Annotated in this window: 18 protein-coding genes and 1 tRNA gene; 9 read left to right on the top strand and 10 right to left on the bottom strand. The window is 36.2% G+C overall.

The annotated features are described in order from the left end of the window. The 3 genes from AC0NBN_RS13440 (at position 1) to AC0NBN_RS13430 (ending at position 2,153) form a co-directional block, all read left to right on the top strand. On the top strand, positions 1-696 hold the full coding sequence (locus AC0NBN_RS13440) for a DsbA family oxidoreductase (RefSeq protein ID WP_160813934.1): 696 nt from the start codon (positions 1-3) through the stop codon (positions 694-696). An 11-nt stretch (positions 697-707) separates the two neighbouring features. Next, a complete protein-coding gene (locus AC0NBN_RS13435) occupies positions 708-1,286 on the top strand; it encodes a phosphorylase family protein (protein WP_160813933.1) in 579 nt (192 codons plus the stop codon). 351 nt (positions 1,287-1,637) lie between these two features. Further along, a complete protein-coding gene (locus tag AC0NBN_RS13430) occupies positions 1,638-2,153 on the top strand; it encodes a hypothetical protein (protein WP_160813932.1) in 516 nt (171 codons plus the stop codon). A 66-nt stretch (positions 2,154-2,219) separates the two neighbouring features. On the opposite strand, the gene AC0NBN_RS13425 is transcribed toward AC0NBN_RS13430, so the two are convergent. The 3 genes from AC0NBN_RS13425 to AC0NBN_RS13415 are packed head-to-tail and all read right to left on the bottom strand — an operon-like array spanning position 2,220 to position 4,420. Continuing rightward, a complete protein-coding gene (locus tag AC0NBN_RS13425) occupies positions 2,220-2,909 on the bottom strand; it encodes a Bax inhibitor-1/YccA family protein (RefSeq protein ID WP_160813931.1) in 690 nt (229 codons plus the stop codon). Positions 2,910-2,926: 17 nt separating this feature from the next. Further along, positions 2,927-3,343 (bottom strand): hypothetical protein, encoded by a 417-nt coding sequence (locus AC0NBN_RS13420; RefSeq protein WP_160813930.1) that lies wholly within the window; start codon positions 3,341-3,343, stop codon positions 2,927-2,929. Positions 3,344-3,385: 42 nt separating this feature from the next. Further along, the gene (locus AC0NBN_RS13415) at positions 3,386-4,420 is read right to left on the bottom strand and encodes an aldehyde dehydrogenase family protein (protein WP_160813929.1); all 1,035 of its coding nucleotides are present in this window, start codon (positions 4,418-4,420) and stop codon (positions 3,386-3,388) included. A gap of 59 nt (positions 4,421-4,479) precedes the next feature. Here AC0NBN_RS13415 and AC0NBN_RS13410 point away from each other — a divergent pair, with 59 nt between their 5' ends. From AC0NBN_RS13410 to AC0NBN_RS13385, 6 genes are all read left to right on the top strand, one after another. Further along, positions 4,480-4,830, top strand: coding sequence for a 4Fe-4S binding protein (locus tag AC0NBN_RS13410; protein WP_089743945.1), 351 nt, complete (start codon positions 4,480-4,482; stop codon positions 4,828-4,830). Between the two features lie 118 nt (positions 4,831-4,948). Next, entirely contained in the window at positions 4,949-6,013 is a 1,065-nt protein-coding gene (gene serC / locus AC0NBN_RS13405) for a 3-phosphoserine/phosphohydroxythreonine transaminase (protein ID WP_160813928.1), read from the top strand. Between the two features lie 115 nt (positions 6,014-6,128). Next, positions 6,129-7,088, top strand: a complete 960-nt coding sequence (locus AC0NBN_RS13400) for a D-2-hydroxyacid dehydrogenase (RefSeq protein ID WP_160813927.1) — start codon at positions 6,129-6,131, stop codon at positions 7,086-7,088. A 7-nt stretch (positions 7,089-7,095) separates the two neighbouring features. Then, positions 7,096-8,340 carry a DUF1015 domain-containing protein gene (locus AC0NBN_RS13395; RefSeq protein ID WP_160813926.1) on the top strand — a complete coding sequence of 415 codons (1,245 nt, stop codon included), beginning with the start codon at positions 7,096-7,098 and terminating at the stop codon, positions 8,338-8,340. Between the two features lie 53 nt (positions 8,341-8,393). Next, a complete protein-coding gene (locus tag AC0NBN_RS13390; protein WP_160813925.1) occupies positions 8,394-9,794 on the top strand; it encodes a M28 family peptidase in 1,401 nt (466 codons plus the stop codon). Between the two features lie 87 nt (positions 9,795-9,881). After that, positions 9,882-9,969, top strand: a tRNA-Ser gene (locus tag AC0NBN_RS13385). A gap of 92 nt (positions 9,970-10,061) precedes the next feature. Here AC0NBN_RS13385 and AC0NBN_RS13380 read toward each other — a convergent pair. From AC0NBN_RS13380 to AC0NBN_RS13350, 7 genes are all read right to left on the bottom strand, one after another. Further along, positions 10,062-10,640 (bottom strand): urea carboxylase-associated family protein, encoded by a 579-nt coding sequence (locus AC0NBN_RS13380; RefSeq protein ID WP_160814128.1) that lies wholly within the window; start codon positions 10,638-10,640, stop codon positions 10,062-10,064. Further along, positions 10,637-11,326 carry a guanitoxin biosynthesis heme-dependent pre-guanitoxin N-hydroxylase GntA gene (gene gntA / locus AC0NBN_RS13375; RefSeq protein ID WP_160814129.1) on the bottom strand — a complete coding sequence of 230 codons (690 nt, stop codon included), beginning with the start codon at positions 11,324-11,326 and terminating at the stop codon, positions 10,637-10,639. Before gntA ends, AC0NBN_RS13380 begins: the two co-directional genes overlap by 4 nt. A gap of 239 nt (positions 11,327-11,565) precedes the next feature. After that, the gene (locus AC0NBN_RS13370; protein ID WP_474468580.1) at positions 11,566-13,119 is read right to left on the bottom strand and encodes a peroxidase, FMP-type; all 1,554 of its coding nucleotides are present in this window, start codon (positions 13,117-13,119) and stop codon (positions 11,566-11,568) included. Between the two features lie 26 nt (positions 13,120-13,145). Continuing rightward, positions 13,146-14,630, bottom strand: coding sequence for a ferritin-like domain-containing protein (locus tag AC0NBN_RS13365; RefSeq protein WP_160814130.1), 1,485 nt, complete (start codon positions 14,628-14,630; stop codon positions 13,146-13,148). Positions 14,631-14,635: 5 nt separating this feature from the next. Beyond that, complete coding sequence (locus AC0NBN_RS13360) at positions 14,636-16,699, bottom strand: GMC family oxidoreductase (RefSeq protein ID WP_160814131.1); 2,064 nt, start codon at positions 16,697-16,699, stop codon at positions 14,636-14,638. Continuing rightward, positions 16,696-17,139, bottom strand: coding sequence for a hypothetical protein (locus AC0NBN_RS13355; RefSeq protein WP_160814132.1), 444 nt, complete (start codon positions 17,137-17,139; stop codon positions 16,696-16,698). Before AC0NBN_RS13355 ends, AC0NBN_RS13360 begins: the two co-directional genes overlap by 4 nt. 388 nt (positions 17,140-17,527) lie before the next feature. Continuing rightward, positions 17,528-18,259 (bottom strand): T9SS type A sorting domain-containing protein (locus tag AC0NBN_RS13350; protein WP_160814133.1); only part of this gene is annotated, 732 nt, incomplete at its 5' end.

The raw sequence follows: 18,259 nt of genomic DNA, 5'->3' as shown, positions 1-18,259 counted from the left end.
ATGAAAGTAGAGATTTGGTCAGACATTATGTGTCCGTTCTGTTACATAAGAAAGAAAAATTTTGAAAAGGCAGTACAGGAAATACCTTTTAAAGATCAGATAGAAATAGAATGGAAAAGCTTTCAGCTTGATCCTACATTAGATTCTTCTGAAACAATGACAACAAATGAATATTTTAGAAATAAAAAAGGAGTTTCTGTTGAGCAGGCTAAACAAATGACAGCGCAGGTTGCTGTGATGGGAAAAGCTTCTGGAATTGATTTTAATTTTGAAAATGCATTGATTACCAATACTTACAAAGCACATCAGCTTCTCCATTTAGCCAAAAAATACAGCAAAACTAATGAGGTTAAAGAGGAGTTATTTAAAGCACACTTCATTGATGGAAAAAATGTGGGCAATTTTAATATCTTAACAGAAATTGCACAATCTGTCGGAATCAGCGATACAGACATTCAGAACTGTCTGCAAAACAATGAGTTTGAAAACGATATTCAGTTGGACATTAAACAAGCAAAAGATAACAGAATTTCAGGGGTTCCGTTCTTTATTCTTGATGGGAAATACGGAATTTCGGGAGCTCAGCCCGCAGATTTTTTTGTAAATGCTCTTACACAGACATATAAAGAATCTGAAATATATGAAGAAAACACAGGTACATTAACTTGCGGTGAAGATGAATCCTGTTCTATTTAACATAATATAAAATGATACACATTAACGATATTCCTTATAGTTTAGAAGATATTCTGTTCATATTTGCCTTAGAATCAGAAGCAGCAAAAGAATTTGATCATACCCAAAAGCTGTTAACAGGCATCGGAAAGGTAAATGCTGCTATTGAACTTACAAAAGAATTGCAGAAAAACAGACCTAAACTGATTATAAATCTGGGTTCGGCAGGAGGAATTGGCTTTGAAAAAGGTGATGTAGTATGTTGTACCCAGTTTATTCAGAGAGATATGGATGTACAGGCTTTGGGTTTTAAAAAATTTGAAACTCCGCTTTCTAGGATTCCTGTAATTTTGGACAACGGATTAAAAATGAATCATCTTCCAGAAGGAATTTGCGGAAGCGGCGACAATTTTGAAATGAATCACATCAACACCGAATACAATGTTGTTGATATGGAAGCTTATTCATTAGCTTTAATTTGTATGAAAGAAAATATTCCTTTTTTATGTCTGAAATACATTTCGGATGATGCCGGAAGCGACGCTGCTGATGATTGGGCAGTACAGGTTCACCTTGCAGCAAAGGCTTTTAAAAAGATTTTATTCGGGTAGGAATATGTAGTTATGAAAAAGAAAATAAAAATCTGAAAATTACTTTATTTAACATAATATAAATTATAGGACTTTTTATAACATATATAATTAATTATCAATTGTGTCAAATTTTACAATTGTATTATTATGTTAAACTAAATTATCAATTAATAAATGATATATGAAATTGATTCTAACAATAAATAATTAAAAGTATCTCCAGGAAAAAAAAATTATAAGAGATTCTCAGCGATTAGATTTTCAATTAATTGTTATTCGATTTGTATGCATTTTACTATTTTAGCTAACAGAATTTTATTTAACATAACATTTCAAACTCAAATTTTTTAAACATTTAATATTCTATCTATGAAAAAAATTGCAGCAATCACTATCTTATCTGTTCTTTTAGTTAACTGTAATAAAAAAACCGATACAGCAAATACTACAACCAACAGCGATTCTTTATCAAACAATACAGAAATCGAATCTGAAAAACAAATTGACACCTTGGGCGCTAAAACTTATTGCTATATGGGTGTTACGGGTAAAGACAGCGTTTTTGTAAGCATAGATGATAATCTGGGAACTCTATCGGGTAAAATGAGTTACAAGAATTTTGAAAAAGACAGTTCTAAGGGTGAATTATCCGGCTTCAAATCTGGTGATACTCTGAAAGTTACCTATGAATTTGCTTCTGAAGGAATAACCAGTAAAAGAGATATTTTCTTTATACAGAAAGATAATATGCTCATTGAAGGTATTGGAAATCAGAAAGATGAAAATGGAATCATGCGCTACGCCGATGAAAAGAAAATTGATTACAAAGGCGGACAAAATTTGAAATCTGCAGACTGCAAAATGGTGGCAAAAGCACTAAAATAATTCAAAAAAAATCCTGATATTTATACTTTATATCAGGATTTTTTATGTAAAGAGTTACTGATTATTTTAGCTTCTTCTGCTCATCAGAATTCTTAGGATATACCAGAATAAAAGCATAATTGAAGCAAAAAGCTGTAAAGAAGCACCTACATACTGGTCTGTCGAATAGGCATCCTTCAGTTTGCTGGTCTGATACAAAATAGTTGCAGAAGCAAGAATTACCATTCCCACAGAAAACCAAAGCCCAAGGTTGAAACCGAAAATCATTCCGGCAACGATCAATCCCAAAGCAATAAATCCTCCAATAGCAATAATGTTTCTTAGGAAGGAAAAATCTTTTTTGGATGTAAACGTTATAAAAGATATTCCCGAAAACATGGCAACAGTAAGTGTTGCTGCCTGAAAAACAACCTCTCCGCCACCTGTATACGCCATCGCCATATACATCATCGGCAGAAAAATAATAGCCTGAAGCAGCACATAAACTCCCAATCCGAAATATTGTGTAGATCTGCTTTGTGCAAGAGACCATTTTGTAGCTAAAAATGAAGCCAGCCAGAAAACTCCCAAAACCAAAAGCCAGCTGTATCTCTGCCCTACCATCATATAAATCATTTCGGCAGGAACTACGTTTAGCAATATGGTTTCTACCGCAATAAATGCAACAATTGCCAAAGCAACGTGCAGGTAAGTTTTTTTGTAAAATTCAGCTTTTTCAACATCTGTAGAATAAGCTACCAAAGAATCATTCATCATATTTATATATTATATTTTTATTTGCTGTAATACGGTATTATTTTTTTGATTTTTCCGTCATTCTGAAATACAACAGTAATTATATCTGTTGGTGAAACCGATAAGTCGGATTCATATTTGTACTGAACAGCAGGATACATTACACCACCAATTTCAATATTTCCTGTTTGATATATTTTCATTTTTCTTTCAAAACTGATTCCTCCTGAAAGATTTTGCACCAAAAGATCAGAGTTATCTGCCTTTAGCTGATCAGAAATTAGGCGGCTTGCCTGATTTTTATCCGATTTTTTCAATGCAGTAACCAAATCAAAAAACGATTGATTGTACGCTTCTACTCTATCTTTTGGCAAATCTGCCTTTTGAATTTTTATATTCTGTGCAGAAAAAAAAGAAACTGTCAGTAAAAAAACAATAATGCCTGATATTTTCATTCTAAATCATGTTTAAAACCGACTAAATTTAATGAAAATAAATCAGATAACCTCCAGAAATTTCATAGTATCCACATTATCAGCATAAGTATCTAATCCTGGATTCTGCGCTTCACCAAAAGAAACTGAATTGAATCCGAGTTCATCTTTTGCTACCACACACTGAATATTTTCTTCGTTTTCAGCGATAAAACTTTTCACTTCATCCAGAAAATCGTATCTGCTGAAATTAATAACAGAAAGCGGACTGAATAATTTATCGTCTTCCTTCAGCATTACAAAATTATTATCCCAGAATTTATCCTGATTCAAAAGGTAAATCGCTCTGTTGTAATCGTAATTATTAGCGTATTTATTGTGGTTAATCACGTCCTGAAATTCAATAAAGCTTTCAAATAATCTGTCAATTAAAAAATCTTTGGGAATAAAAATTCTTGTTACATTTCTGCATCCTAAACCAAAGTACTGGAAAATATCTTTAGCTAAAAGCTTTAGTTCAGTTTCGGTTTCGTCTCCTTTCAGAACAGATACAGAAGTCCTGTTTTTCCTGATAATATTGAGATGATTTTTAAAGTAAAATTCAAGATATCTTGCCGTGTTGTTACTTCCTGTAGCTATTACTGCATCAAAACTTTCGAGTCTCTCCACCAGTTCAAAGATAATGGGTTCTTCAGAAAACTCATTCCATTTCTTTAATAAAAAAGGAATCATCAGTTTGTCTTTTGATGAAAGTTTTATCAGAGGAATATGGTTGCTGAGTATAACCGAAATTACATCATGCCACCCAACCAGCGGAATATTTCCTGCTAAAATAAGTCCGACTTTTTTGGAAATTTTGGTAAGAGAATAATTACCAAGCCATTTGTTCAAATTTTCCACCGTCATCAATTCTGCCCACTGCTTCAATGCATACTTTTGATTTTCAATGGTAAACCAAGGGTTTTCAATTTCAGATCTTTTTAAAACACCCTCAAATTCGGCATCATTATCGTTAAAAAGCTCTGATTCTTTTGCTAAAAAGTCTGTGATATACCGGCTAAGCCTGCTGAGTCCTAAAACTCTTTTTTCGTTGTTCATAATTACTGCAAAATTGGGGAATATTTTGTAATTTTGTGCAAATTTAAAAAAAATTAGCGATGGCTATTAAAATAACTGATGAGTGCATTAACTGCGGAGCCTGCGAACCGGAATGTCCCAATAATGCAATTTATGAAGGAGCAGTAGACTGGAAAGCTTCAGACGGTACCGAACTTTCAGGAATTGTTACTCTGCCTTCAGGTCTTACGGTAGATGCCAACTCACCGCAGGAACCTGTAAGTGACGATGTTTACTTTATCGTTACAGACAAATGTACTGAGTGCAAAGGATTTCACGAAGAACCACAGTGTGCCGCAGTCTGCCCTGTAGATTGCTGTGTTCCGGATGAAGATCATGTAGAATCTGAGGAAGCCTTACTGAATAAAAAAGCATTTTTACACGGTGAATAAGTACTGCCGTCTCATCCAACATGAGACGGTTTTTTGATTTTTACGGATAAATCACAATCAAAATATATTATAAATAAATGCTGATCTTAAGGTGAGAAGCAATTTAAAAACAGCAAAAATGAGCAAAAAACATAATTTCAGTGCAGGACCATGCATTTTACCACAGGAAGTATTTGAAAAATCGGCAGCAGCTATTTTAGATTTTAACGGAATTGGCTTATCTATTCTGGAAATATCTCACAGAAGCAAAGATTTTGTAGAGGTAATGGATGAAGCTCGTGCCATTGTGAAAAGACTGATGAATCTGGGCGACGAATATGAAGTTTTGTATTTGGGCGGCGGAGCAAGTCTTCAGTTTGCCATGGTTCCGTACAATCTGATGAAAGTAGGCGGAAAAGCAGCTTATCTTGATACCGGAACATGGGCTGCAGGAGCAATTAAAGAAGCTAAGAAAGTAGGAAATGTGGACATTGTAGGTTCTTCTAAGGAAGAAAATTACTCATTTATACCAAAAGATTATAAAGTAGGTGCCGAATACGATTATTTTCACTGCACTTCCAACAATACAATTTACGGAACCCAGATGAAAACCTTTCCGGAAACGGACACATTGATGGTTTGTGATATGAGTTCTGATATTTTTTCAAGACAGCTTGATTTTTCAAAATTTGATTTGATATATGCCGGAGCTCAGAAAAACATGGGTCCTGCAGGAGTAACTTTAGTCGTAATTAAAAAAGAGATTCTCGAAAAAACAGGAAGAGAAAATATTCCTTCTTACTTTGATTATGCGCAGCATATCAGTAAAGAATCTATGCTGAATACCCCTCCTGTATTCCCGGTATATGCATCTCTGTTAACTTTACAATATCTTGAGAACAACGGCGGAATTGCAGCAGCAGAAGCTAGAAATGAAGCTAAAGCTAAATTGCTTTACGACGAAATTGATTCCAATCCTCTGTTTGAGACTTTTTGTGTGAAAGAAGACCGTTCTCTCATGAATATATCTTTTAAGCTGCTTGATGAAACTAAGAAAGAAGAATTTGATGCGGCATGGAAAGCAGCCTCAATCAACGGACTGAATGGTCACAGAAGTTTGGGAGGTTACCGGGCAAGTATCTACAATGCTATGCCTATTGAAAGTGTACAGGTTCTTGTAGATGTGATGAGATCAATAAAATAGGATTATCAATCTTAAATCTGATAAATAATTAACATTATTTTAAAAATTCTTAATTTGCGCTTCAATTAAATATTTTTTAAATATTCAGTTTTATATATCAAAATTAAAATAAAAAATGAGAGTTTTAGCTAACGATGGAATTTCAAAAGCCGGAGAAATTGCTTTAAAAGATGCAGGAATTGAATTGCTCGAAAACAGAGTTGCTCAGGATCATGTCATCAATTTCATCAACGAAAATAACGTAGACGTGCTTTTGGTAAGAAGCGCAACCAAAGTTAGACAAGACTTGATAGACGCTTGTCCCAATCTTAAAATCGTAGGAAGAGGCGGTATCGGAATGGATAATATTGATGTAGAGTATGCCATTGAGAAAGGACTGTATGTCATCAATACACCTACTGCTTCATCAAAATCTGTTGCGGAACTGGTTTTTGCTCACTTTTTTTCATTAGCCCGGTTTTTACATGAGTCGAACAGACTGATGCCTTTAGAAGGAGAAACTCATTTTAATGCAATGAAAAAGTCTTTCAGCAACGCTTATGAACTGGCTGGTAAAACTTTAGGAGTGATTGGATTCGGAAGTATTGGGCAGGAAGTGGTAAAAATGGGGATTTCTTTAGGAATGAAAGTAAAAGTCCTTACCAGAAAACCAAGAACAGAGGTTTTAACCTTAGATTTTTTCGATGGACAAAAAGTTAATTTTGAAATTACTTCTACCAATAACACCGATGAGTTTTTAAAAGATGCAAATTTTATAAGCATCAATACTCCGCAAACTACAGAATATATTATTGATACTCCTCAGTTTGAAAAAATGAAAGACGGAGTTTATATCGTTAACACAGCAAGAGGCGGAGTAATCAATGAAGTAACTTTGCTTGATTTTATAGAATCCGGTAAAGTAGCAGGAGCAGCATTGGATGTTTTTGAAAACGAACCGGCTCCGGAATTGATACTATTAATGAATCCCAACCTTTCTCTCTCCCCTCACCTCGGCGGAAATACTGTTGACGCACAAGAGAAAATAGGTACTGAGCTAGCTAAACAAATAATCGAAATTAAAAAGAAACTATAACACATATATGCCTGTTTTTAAACCTTTCCGTGGAATAAGACCTCATAAGGATCATGAGGCTACATTTCCCACACATCCTTTAGATAACTATTCACAGAGCGAAATTGCAGAAAAAGCGCAAGTAGAAAAAACGTACATCAACATGATTAAACCTTATGTTGTAAGCAAATCTAAGGATGTAGACCGGAATCTGAGGAAAATACGTTCTACTTTCGAAGAATTGCTGGAGGAAAATGTTCTGGTTCAGGACAATTCTGCCTATTATCTTTACGAACAGATTTATCCCAACAAACAGGTTTTCAGAGGACTCTTGGGTTTATCAAGCATTGAAGATTTCTGGGCAGGGAAGATAAAAAGGCATGAAAGTACCATTCCGCAGAAAAAGGAAAAACTTGCACACTATCTTGAGAAGGTGAATCTTCAGGCAGAGCCGGTGCTCCTTACCTACCCTTCCAATTCTAAGATAGAATTGCTGATGAATCATGAAGAAAAAAATGTTCCGATTTTTAACCATACAGACAGCGTAGGAATTAGACATAAAATCTGGAGAATTGATAACCGCCTGAAGCTACAGCAGTTTAAGGAAGTAATTGATCAGATTGATTCTTTTTATATTGCAGACGGTCACCACAGAATCGGATCTACCGCACTTTATGCCAAACGGCTGAAAGAAAAAAATAAAAGACATAACGGTACAGAAGCTTACAATTTTGTATACAGTTTCATTGTATCCAATCAGTCGATTAAAATTCATGATTATAACAGAATTGTCAGAAGTTTGGGAGATCTTTCAGGTGATGAATTTTTAAAGAGACTTGAAAAGTATTTTCTTATTCACGAAAAAGGTGAAACACCGTACTACCCTTCCCAAAAATTTCACATTTCTATGTATATGGAAGGTAAATTTTATTCATTACACGTAAAACATGACCTGAGATCTCAGGAAATGTCATTGGATAATCTGGATCATCATATTTTAGATAAATATATCATTAATGATATTTTAAATATTGAAGATTCTGACAGTTCAGACGAAATATCTTATGTAAAAGGAACATCAGACATTGCAGGAATCAATCTTCTAAAAGAAAAGGTAGATAACGGCGAAGGTAAAGTAGGGTTTGGTATATATCCGGTAAGCTTTAATGATATGATTAAAATTTCAGATCTGAAGCTGAGAATGCCTCCGAAGTGTACATTTATAGAACCAAAACTGATCACAGCTTTATTAATGTACGATATGAAGCAATAATTATCTGTTTTTTTGTTTATTTTTATACTCCGAAAAGAAAACGGTCAGTAAAAATGAAAAAAATCTTACTCATCATACTTCCACTCTTTTTGAGTGGATTTTTATTTTCACAAAAAAAATATCCTGCCAAAAAGCAAAAACAGATACCTAAATTTAATTATCAGGAAGAATTTAAGAAAATTTCAGATGAAGTTTTCCTTCATGGTACGGCGTACGATAATCTGGGCGAACTTACCAAAGGAATTGGAGCAAGATTCAGTGCTACTCCGGGATATGCAAAAGCTACCGAATGGGCAGAAAAAAAACTGAAAGAAGCAGGAGCAGAAAATGTATGGAAACAGGAGGTAAAAGTTCCGATCTGGGTACGGGGAAAAGAATCTTTACAGATCAAAACCTCATCCGGTGACTGGAAAAATGTGAGAATGTTGTCTTTCGGAAATTCAGAAGGGACAAAAGGCAAAGATCTGATTGCCGATATTCTTTTGGTAAATACTGCACAGGAACTGGTAAATCTCACTACCGCACAGGTAAAGGATAAAATCATATTTGTAAACTATATGATAGATCCTACCATCATCAATACTACAGATTCTTATCTGATTGCTGCTAAATCTAAACTATTATCGGCATCGGTAATCGGTAAAAAAGGTGCAAAAGCATTAATCATCCGTTCACTAACGACCGCTTCAGATGATATTCCGCATGCAAAAATGATTTATTACGAACCGGATGATAAAGCAAAAATTCCAGCTTTAACAATAGGTGTAAGATCTGCTGATGAACTGGAAAAACTCCTGAAAACCCAAACGGTGAAAGCTAAAATCAATATGACGGCAGAATTAAAGGGTGAAACCATCAATCATAATATTATCGGTGAGATTCCGGGTAAAAAAGACAGCAAAATAATACTCATTGGCGCACAGCTGGATTCCTGGGATTTTGCCGAAGGAGCTCATGATGACGGAGCCGGAGTAGCACAGTCTATTGAGGTTCTTCGCGCATTTAAAGCATTGGGATATGATAACAACCATACTCTGAGAATAGTATTGTATGCCAACAGCGAAAACGGCGGTCAGGGACGGGATATGTATGAAGCTCAGGCAAAAAAGAAAGATGAAAAACACATTTTTGCTTTGGGGACAGATGCAGGAGGTTACTCTCCACGAGGTTTTTCTCTTGATATGTCACCCCAGAGAAGAAAGCTTATATTTGAATGGAAAAATTATTTTCTGCCTTATGGAGTATATGATTTTGGACAGACAGATGCCATTCAGGATATTGCGCCCTTAAAAAAGCTGAGTATTCCTCTTGCGGAGCTTGTTGTAGATACTCAGAGATATTTTGATTATCACCATTCAGAAAAAGATACTTTTGACAAAGTCAGCAAAAGAGAGCTGCTTTTAGGAGCCGTAGTAATGACACAAATGATCTTTATGATTGATAAAAACTGGTAATAAAAAATATTACAAAATTTTCTTGGTCAAAATAAAAAAACATTTTATATTTGCACCACTGTAAACAACGATATAATCGGAGTTCAGGGAGAGTTGGCAGAGTGGTCGATTGCGGCAGTCTTGAAAACTGTTGACTGTAACAGGTCCGGGGGTTCGAATCCCTCACTCTCCGCCAGTTGGGAAACCAAAATAAGCTAAAACGCTGTAAACATAAAGGTTTACAGCGTTTTTTTTAACAATTTTAAACTTTAATTAAAAAAGAAAACTTCATATAACTGTGTAGCCAATCGGTTTGAAAGAATAATTATTAGACATTTCTGCCGAACAGGCTGTCATTCCTATAATCAGATCCATTTCTGCCTCAATGATTATATAATCTCCTGCCCCACTTTTAGGAGGCAGCACACTTATTTTACCGCTTTCGCCATCAACCGTTACATTCATAAAAACATTAAAACAGATAGGAATAGCATCCGGTTCAATGCCGTATGGTTTCAGCGCTTCACAAAGATTACCAAAACAGCCACGGTGTGGATTTTCGTGTCCATAAATGATACGAAACGTATCTGCACTGCATGGAGTCAGCAAAAAATCATGACGACCTACTGTATCTTCCAGGATATTAAACATAATGTTACTCCTGTTTGAATAAAAAGGATCTCCTTTAGTAAGAAAGATAGTTTCTGCATAATCTATTGTTCTTCCAGACGACAGATATTCTTTGGTATCATTCAGATTAAAACAGATAAAGTCGGAAACCTGTTCTCCTGCTATATCTGTTATTTTAAGTTTTTCTCCTTTTTTAAGGATAAATGCCGTGCCGCTTCGTGGCGAAATTGTATTCATTGATTATTATATTTATATGGACATTCCCAGTTTTTGTCGTATTGCATACCGCTGTATTGATAGGCTTCAGAATCATCACCAAAATCATTAAGCATCGGATTAATAGTACCACTTAGCTCAACATCTCTCTTACGGACAATATTTTTCATCTTATCATATCTCTTTAATGATCTGAGCTTTTCAAACTGAGCATGAGGATTGAATACAATGGTCGGATACCGGAATCTTCTTGCTTCTCTGCTGCTTCCCGGGAAAAGACCTATGATAAAAAACGCCTCTTCTCCTAAACTGAAACTGAATTGTGGTGATGAAGGATCAGTATCTACCCGTCGGTCATAAGGATACTTCAGTGCATCAAGATCAGACAATGCCTGTAATCTGCTCCATAGTAAACGGTCAAAACTTTCTTCATTGATCGGGTGTGTTTCAGGAAAAATTACACAGACGGTATGAAAATCTTGTTCTGATGCTCTATATTCATCTATAAATTTATAAATAAAGTCCAGGATATCTTGATCATCTTTTGGACAAGCTAAATGACCTGCAACAAAAATGTGCATCTGATCTCTGTTGAGTGCAGCTTTGGCTGCCACACAAGGAAAAAGTGTATCATCAACAAATTCCTTGAAAGCATGGCGCACTTCCAGATCAAGGTCTGTATTTTGTGAATTTTTGGTTGGTGTCATACTCTTAAATACGCAAAGCATGTGCCACCAAAGCCTATACTATATTCAAAATCAAATTACTGCATACCACATCTAATTTAAAAAAACATTATAAAGTACTACTATTATTGAAGTTAGCTCAGTATCAAAAATAATTAATAATAAAGTGCTTTTGCCAACTTTAAAGAATTAACACATCCATAATAAAAAAACTACGGTGTTTAATCATCAACACCGTAGAATTATTATTAAAATTAAAATTAAGGTTTATGATACGGACATCCTGCAGGAGGATTTACAGCACGTTCAGCATTGGTAGCAGGTGTTGTCATACTCATTCCGGAAGGTACGTTGAAAAACTGCTCTTCAATAATTTTTCTCTGATCTGCAGGAATATCTTCAATCTTACGAAGCGTATTCACCTGAATGTGCGGCCAGCTTGTAGTACCGCCGTCATTTCCGAAATCAAATTCAAAAAAGATAATCTGCTCATATTGCAGCTGAAGGATTTCTTTTCCGTCTTCTATCACCGTTTCTATCCACATTCTGAAATCTACTTCAACAGTAGGAACAAATCGGTTAACAAAAGGAACATTTAAAATTCCTCCCTGCGCTCCGGTTTTCATTTTTGACGACATCTGAATCAGAACATAATTGGCAACATTTTGTCCGCTTAATGTATCTCTCAGTCGCATATCGGGTCTTACACAATAAGGATAAAGATCGTTCGCAAGAATTCTTTGAGTATATATTTTATTGGAACCGGGATCGTTTTCGTCAGTTAATGTCTCATGAACCCAAGCCGGAGCTGGCTGATCGAGATTGATCGGGTTGGCCACACTTGCACCGGCTCCGCCCATCGTTGGTGAAATCGCAAGATGATCCGGCTGCCACGCTGCATCACCGTAAGGAAATTGCGGAGCACCGCTGATTAAATAATTTGATCCGCTCGGTGCAATATCTCCCAATAAGGTAATCGTGCTTCCGTGAGGAATAACGCCACTTCTGGAGATCGAATAATCCGGAATAAAATAAGGACCGGTAATGCCGTCTCCCGGCTTTATTTCCTGCGCCGGAATAATTTCAAAATATTCCTGCCCTTCTTTTAATTCACTTAAAAGAATATAGCTCACATTTCCAAAGTCATCTTTTACCTGAACCAATGGTTCATTTCTGTATTCCCCTTTGTAACCGTATTTCTGATAATCTTCCTGCGAAAATGCATGAATTCCGCGGTCTTTTTCAATGGTTTCTTTGGTTGCTGCATAATTGTACACATCACTCAGCCAAAGATACATTCCGTTTTCTTCGTGAATCCCTGCGTATTCCAGATCAGGTTTTCCTTCAACTTTATTTACGCTTTTAATGGTCTGATCATATTTTACCGCACCACAAAACAGTTCACTCGCACCGCCACGGTTACGAACACCGCCCGGAACGATTTCGAAAGTTAATTTTTCAATATATTCTTCCGTATCAAAGCTGAATTTCCCAGGAATTCTATTTTGATCAGTTCCCGGAGAAGGCATAATCGTCGTATGAATTCCGCTTCCTAATGACGGTCTTTTAATGTTTTGATTGTAATTCGCATTGTAACTCACCCAGGTTCCTTCCAGAGCTGCTAAAATTCCATAATCAACATTATTGGCGATTTCCGCTAAATTTTCTTCTCTAAATGGTCTTACAGGATCATCAATCAAAAGTTTGGAATACCCATCCATAAGCGTTGCCAAATAGCCTTTTGTACTTTCTGCCGAGGCTCTTAAGAGTTGACCATCCTGTTGTTCCAGTCCGTCTTTTTTTCTTTTTAACATGATATATTAGTTTTTTGGTTGATTAATTATAAAGGAAATTCAAAAGTAGGTCCCGCATTATACTGCGAATCTAATGGCTGACTCATCAATCCGATTGCCTGCTCTTTCAAACCGTACATATACATGACGGATTTCGCCAGTTCTTCGGGATTTCCTTCTACAGCTGCCTGAATAGCATCCAACAATTTTTTGTAGGTTTCATTAAATGCTTTTCCCTGCTCAAATAACTGCGGATTCGATTGATAATCTGCCATTTTTGGATTTGGCTTCATAGGATAGGCTGCGTTCCAATCGACAGGAAGCGGTTTTCCGACAGGCGGAGTTGTTACCGGCATCATTCCGTTTTCATCGGTAAACGGTGTGTAATCTCCTTCCAAATAAAAATGTTCATGGAAAATTTCTTTAAATCTGAAATAATGCGCCAGTTCTGCCCCTTCTTCAAACTGTGACGCATCTACATCAAAAATAGAATCATCTGCACCTTCTCCCTGTCCTTTAATTTCCTGAAAAACAAGAATTACCCCTTCCAAAGCTTCTACGGGATGCAGTTTTCCGCCACTTCCATAATATTGTTCGGGACGGATCTGTTTGGCAGGATCTCCAGTAAAAATTCCGCCTTTATTTAATTCTTCAAAAGTCTGAGGCAATTTCCCGTTGGCTTTATAGTAAGCAATAATCTGGAAAACAACAATATAAAAGAATAAAACATCATAATATTCTCCGATGGTATGAACATTCTGCATCATAAAATCTTTCATATTCTCCAGTGTCCACAGATTATTTTCCTGAACTGCACTTTTTGAAAGTAAAGCATTCGGTTCTGCATCATAATCGTATTTCGGAGCTTCTACCAAAGGATTACTCGGACTTTCAATAGCAATAAAAGTTGCGATGCTGTTTGAAGAAAATGTTTCCAGCCCCACATAGAAATCTACATTCATTGGCAATTTCATCGGATAAGTCGGGTAATTTTCGGGTCTGTTCACTGAAGGCTGAATGCTTACTGCGTTCATCACGTTGCAAACCATAATCATGTGAAGCATTTCTTCTACCGCAACACTTCTGATAATCTGTGATGCCAAAACGTTGGTTCCGTCTTTAATAGAATACAATGCCGTTAAATACGGGGGAATGGTAGAATGTTCTATTAAAATTGCGGTCTGCAAAAGATCCTGTAAAATAGGAATATAATCTAATTCTGTTAATCCTTTTTTAACTTCAAAAGATGTTTTTGAAAGTTCTGCCACAGGAAACATTTCAGAGATTTCGCCGTGAAACTGAGACTGCAGATATTGGTTAAATTCTTCAATCTGGTTATTCAGCAAAAGATTGGTTAACGTTTTACTGTGATATTTCAGACCTTCGATCCAGTTTTCTTTATTGATGCTTGAATCAAATAATAACGACTGTAAAGAAATTGCTTCTGCAACAATGGTATTTTTAGCTAAAGAACTTCTCAGAAGATTATTATTTTCCTGAGGTTCTGATTTATTGATAAGTCTTTGTCTCATTTTTTTTATTTTAAAATTGTTTCCAGATCTTTCAAAATAGATTCTACGGAACGGATGGTAAATGCGGATAAAGTAAGTGTAGGATTAGAAGTTCCCAACGTGGTCATGTTTCCTGCTCCTACAATGTATAAATTAGGATGATCCCAGGATTTGCAATAACTGTTGGTTACAGAATCATCGGGATTATCGCCCATTCTGTGAGTTCCTACAATATGTCCTGCTCCGTTGTAAGAATATCTTACACCGTCATAGACAAAAGTATTGTTGTCTGTTGCGTTATATTGAGTAAAATCCTGAATACCCAATCTTTCAAACATCTGATCTGAAGCCTGTTTTGCCTGCTGCATTGCTTTCATTTCGTATTCCGTCAGTTCATAATTAATCACAGGACGCGGAATTCCCAATACATCCAAATACTGATCGTTGATGGTTACTCTGTTATTAGGATTCGGAAGCTGTTCGATTTCAAAATGGAAAAGCACCTGTCTGGAAAGTCTGTACGTTAAAGCCTGTTTCAGGTCTTCACCGAAAAGTCCTTCATTTAAGAATTGTGAAAGGTCTGATCCGGGAGAAAAAGCGGGCCAGCTCCATCCCCAATTGTCGAGAGGAGAAATCCACGCCGAAAATTCACTTCTGAAATTTCCGTCACGGAAAGACGAAATATTGGTTGTAGAACCCGGACCTCGGTAAGAATAAACAGGATCAGGAAATAATCCCCAAGTCAGCATTACCATATGATCCATCAGGTTTCTTCCTACCTGATCGCTTCTGTTGGCTGCGGTTTTTTCAATTTTATGTCCGTTTTCCCAAACAGTATATTTTGAATTTAAAAGAATTTTAGGATTTTCAAAAGCGTTTGCAGCAAGAATGACAATGGAATTTTTAGTATCAATCACTTCTTCCACAAAATCTGTTTTTTCCCTTGAAATGTATCTTCTGATGTGAACTTTAGAGATTTTTTCCTGATCTTCCACATCTACACTCAATTTATAAACAACACTCTGCGCCTGAATCTGAATATTGTGGTTTCTCTGAATATTCTGGTTTTTATTGACTTTATACAAAGCTTTTTTGAGTGTTTTCAAGGCGTTATATTTTGCCTGAACCGGACAAATAGGAACACATGAGGCATTTCCTTCGCAACGTTCTCCCTGATAAGGATTCCAGACTGATCCTAAAGCTTTATACTCCTCATCTTCGATATTGTTTAATGATAATTGATATCCTGATTCTGAAGCTTCCACCTTAATTAATTTAGAGGTTCCGTAAGCAATATTCGGAGTAGAATTTCTTCCTTGCGGTGATGGAACCATCGTTAACGGAATTTCTTCTGAATTTATCTGAACTGAAGTTCCCGCCAATCCCTTTATAATCTGATGATCCATATAACTCTGCGGGATTTCTTCCATCGGAAACACATAATCTTTGCCGTAATATTCTTCCACACTTTCGTTGATAGGATATTGCTGTGCTGCCACATTTCCGGAAACACCGATCTCAAATTCGGCCATTTCGTAATAAGGCTTCAAAGTATCATAATCAATTGGCCAATCCATGGCTCTGCCGTATTTTTCTTTCAGTCTGAAATCATTGGGAAGCATTCTGGGTGTTGTTCCGAGCCAGTGAAGCGTGGTTCCTCCTCCTACACGAATGGCATCACTCGCAAAAGGCATTGGACCAAACTGCACCAAATACCCTTTTTTATCCGGAAAAGGCTGAACAATTGGCTGCATATCCAGAACATTCGGAGAAGGCGCCTGTTTCAGATCCGGATACGGTGAATTCGGAACTTTGGCTTCTTCCATGTAGAACTTACGGATATAATCGTTGTAAGTAACCATTGATGTTGCAGAATCCAACTCTATTCCGGCTTCCAATCCGGCTTCATACATTAAGATTGATAGTTCTTTGTAGGTTTTTGAGTCGTCCGTTTCAGTACGGTGAACCATTTTTTTTGCATCTGTATCAAAAACATGGTCTGTTAAAAGTTTAGCAATCAAAGAACCGGCAATTCCTGTTCCTACGATGATTACATCTTTTTTTTGCGGTGTTTTTTCTGTATGATTCATGAGTTGCTGTTTACAGGTTTTGTTTCCCAAGATTTAAAGCCCGGCTGTTTTGCTCCCGGCGGATGCGCATGCATTACCGTCCACACAAGACCTTCTTTATAAGATCTGTCGTTTACATAAGCACCTTCCCAGGTTCCCAGATACCAAAGCGTGATAACACTCTGAGCAATGCCCTGAGTTGCAGGATTGGCAATAATTTCAGCTTTAATCGTGCTTTTCAGCTGTTCCTTGTTCTCAGAATTTTCAAGAACATTTTTAGAAACATTCAGAAATTCGATAAAAGTTGCCGTTTCAATCTGGCTGAGAATGTACTGGTAATAAATCTCGGTTAAGCCTGTAGATTGCAGTTCGTTCACGGAAAATCCTGTGAGGGATTCTGAAATCGCCATGAACACGTCGTAATAATAATCATCGACGTTGAGAATTTTGTTGATAATCATTTTTGTAAAATTTGGTGTTAATAAACCTGTCTTCATGTAATAAAGAAGACATTTCTAAGCTCGAAATAAGGACTGTTTGATGGTATCAGTATTGATTAGGCGGTTTCATAGACCCTCTGAACGGTTTTAAAGTTGTACATAGTTATTAGTTTTTATCCTTTCAAATATAAGAATTTATCATTGTGATTTATTCAGGGATTTTACGATAATTGAGCATTTAAAGCATATTTATAATTATTATAAAAAATAATATTCCAACTACAATCTATTCATTTATTCTATTAATAATTATTTAAAATTTAAAATAATTACTTCTCCATTACAATTAATATAAAAAAATAACAGCAGTAATATAATTACTGCTGTTATTATCTAAATGAACATTAATTTACTTTTTGATAAACTTAAATGTCTGAGTATTATCTTGTGTGAAAACCTGAATCAGATATACTCCCTGTACTAAAGAATGAACATCAACACTTCTTTCACCTTTTTGGAAAGTTTTCTCCGTAATCTTTCTTCCCTCACCCGAGAAAATTACTACTTTGATTATTTTTTCCTCACCACTGAAGTTAAGAACTTCTCTAACTGGATTAGGATAAATCTGCATTGATGAATTAGACTTTATTATATTACCAACACTTAAACTTGCGTTATAAGCGAGTACAGCTAATGAAGCCGTTGATTCGCAACCACCGGAAGTTTGTGTAGCGTAATAGGTTGTATTATTTACAATCAGAGTTGTCATTGGTAAACTACCTGTATGATTTGCAGCATCAGCAGCAGAAGCATACCATTTGATACCTTGTCCGTTCACAACTAAAGCACTTAAAGTATCACCAGCGTTGAAACTTTGAACAGCAGCTCCAGTTGGAGCTCCAACAGCAGCCGATTGCGTAATAGTTACCGTTCTTGTTGTTGTACAAGAATTAGCATCCGTTACCGTAACGGTATAAGTTCCTGCTGAAAGTCCTGTTGCTGTTGCAGCAGTTCCGCCTGTTGGTGACCATGAATATGTATATGGTGCAGTTCCACCAGAAACTGTTATTGATGCTGAACCATTAGATCCGCCGTTACAGCTTACATTCGTCTGGGAAATCGTTCCTGAAACTGCTGTTGC

This window comes from Chryseobacterium sp. L12 (assembly GCF_056133985.1).
The sequence above is the reverse complement of the archived record's forward strand: the minus strand, read 5'-3'. Positions and strand labels throughout refer to the sequence as shown.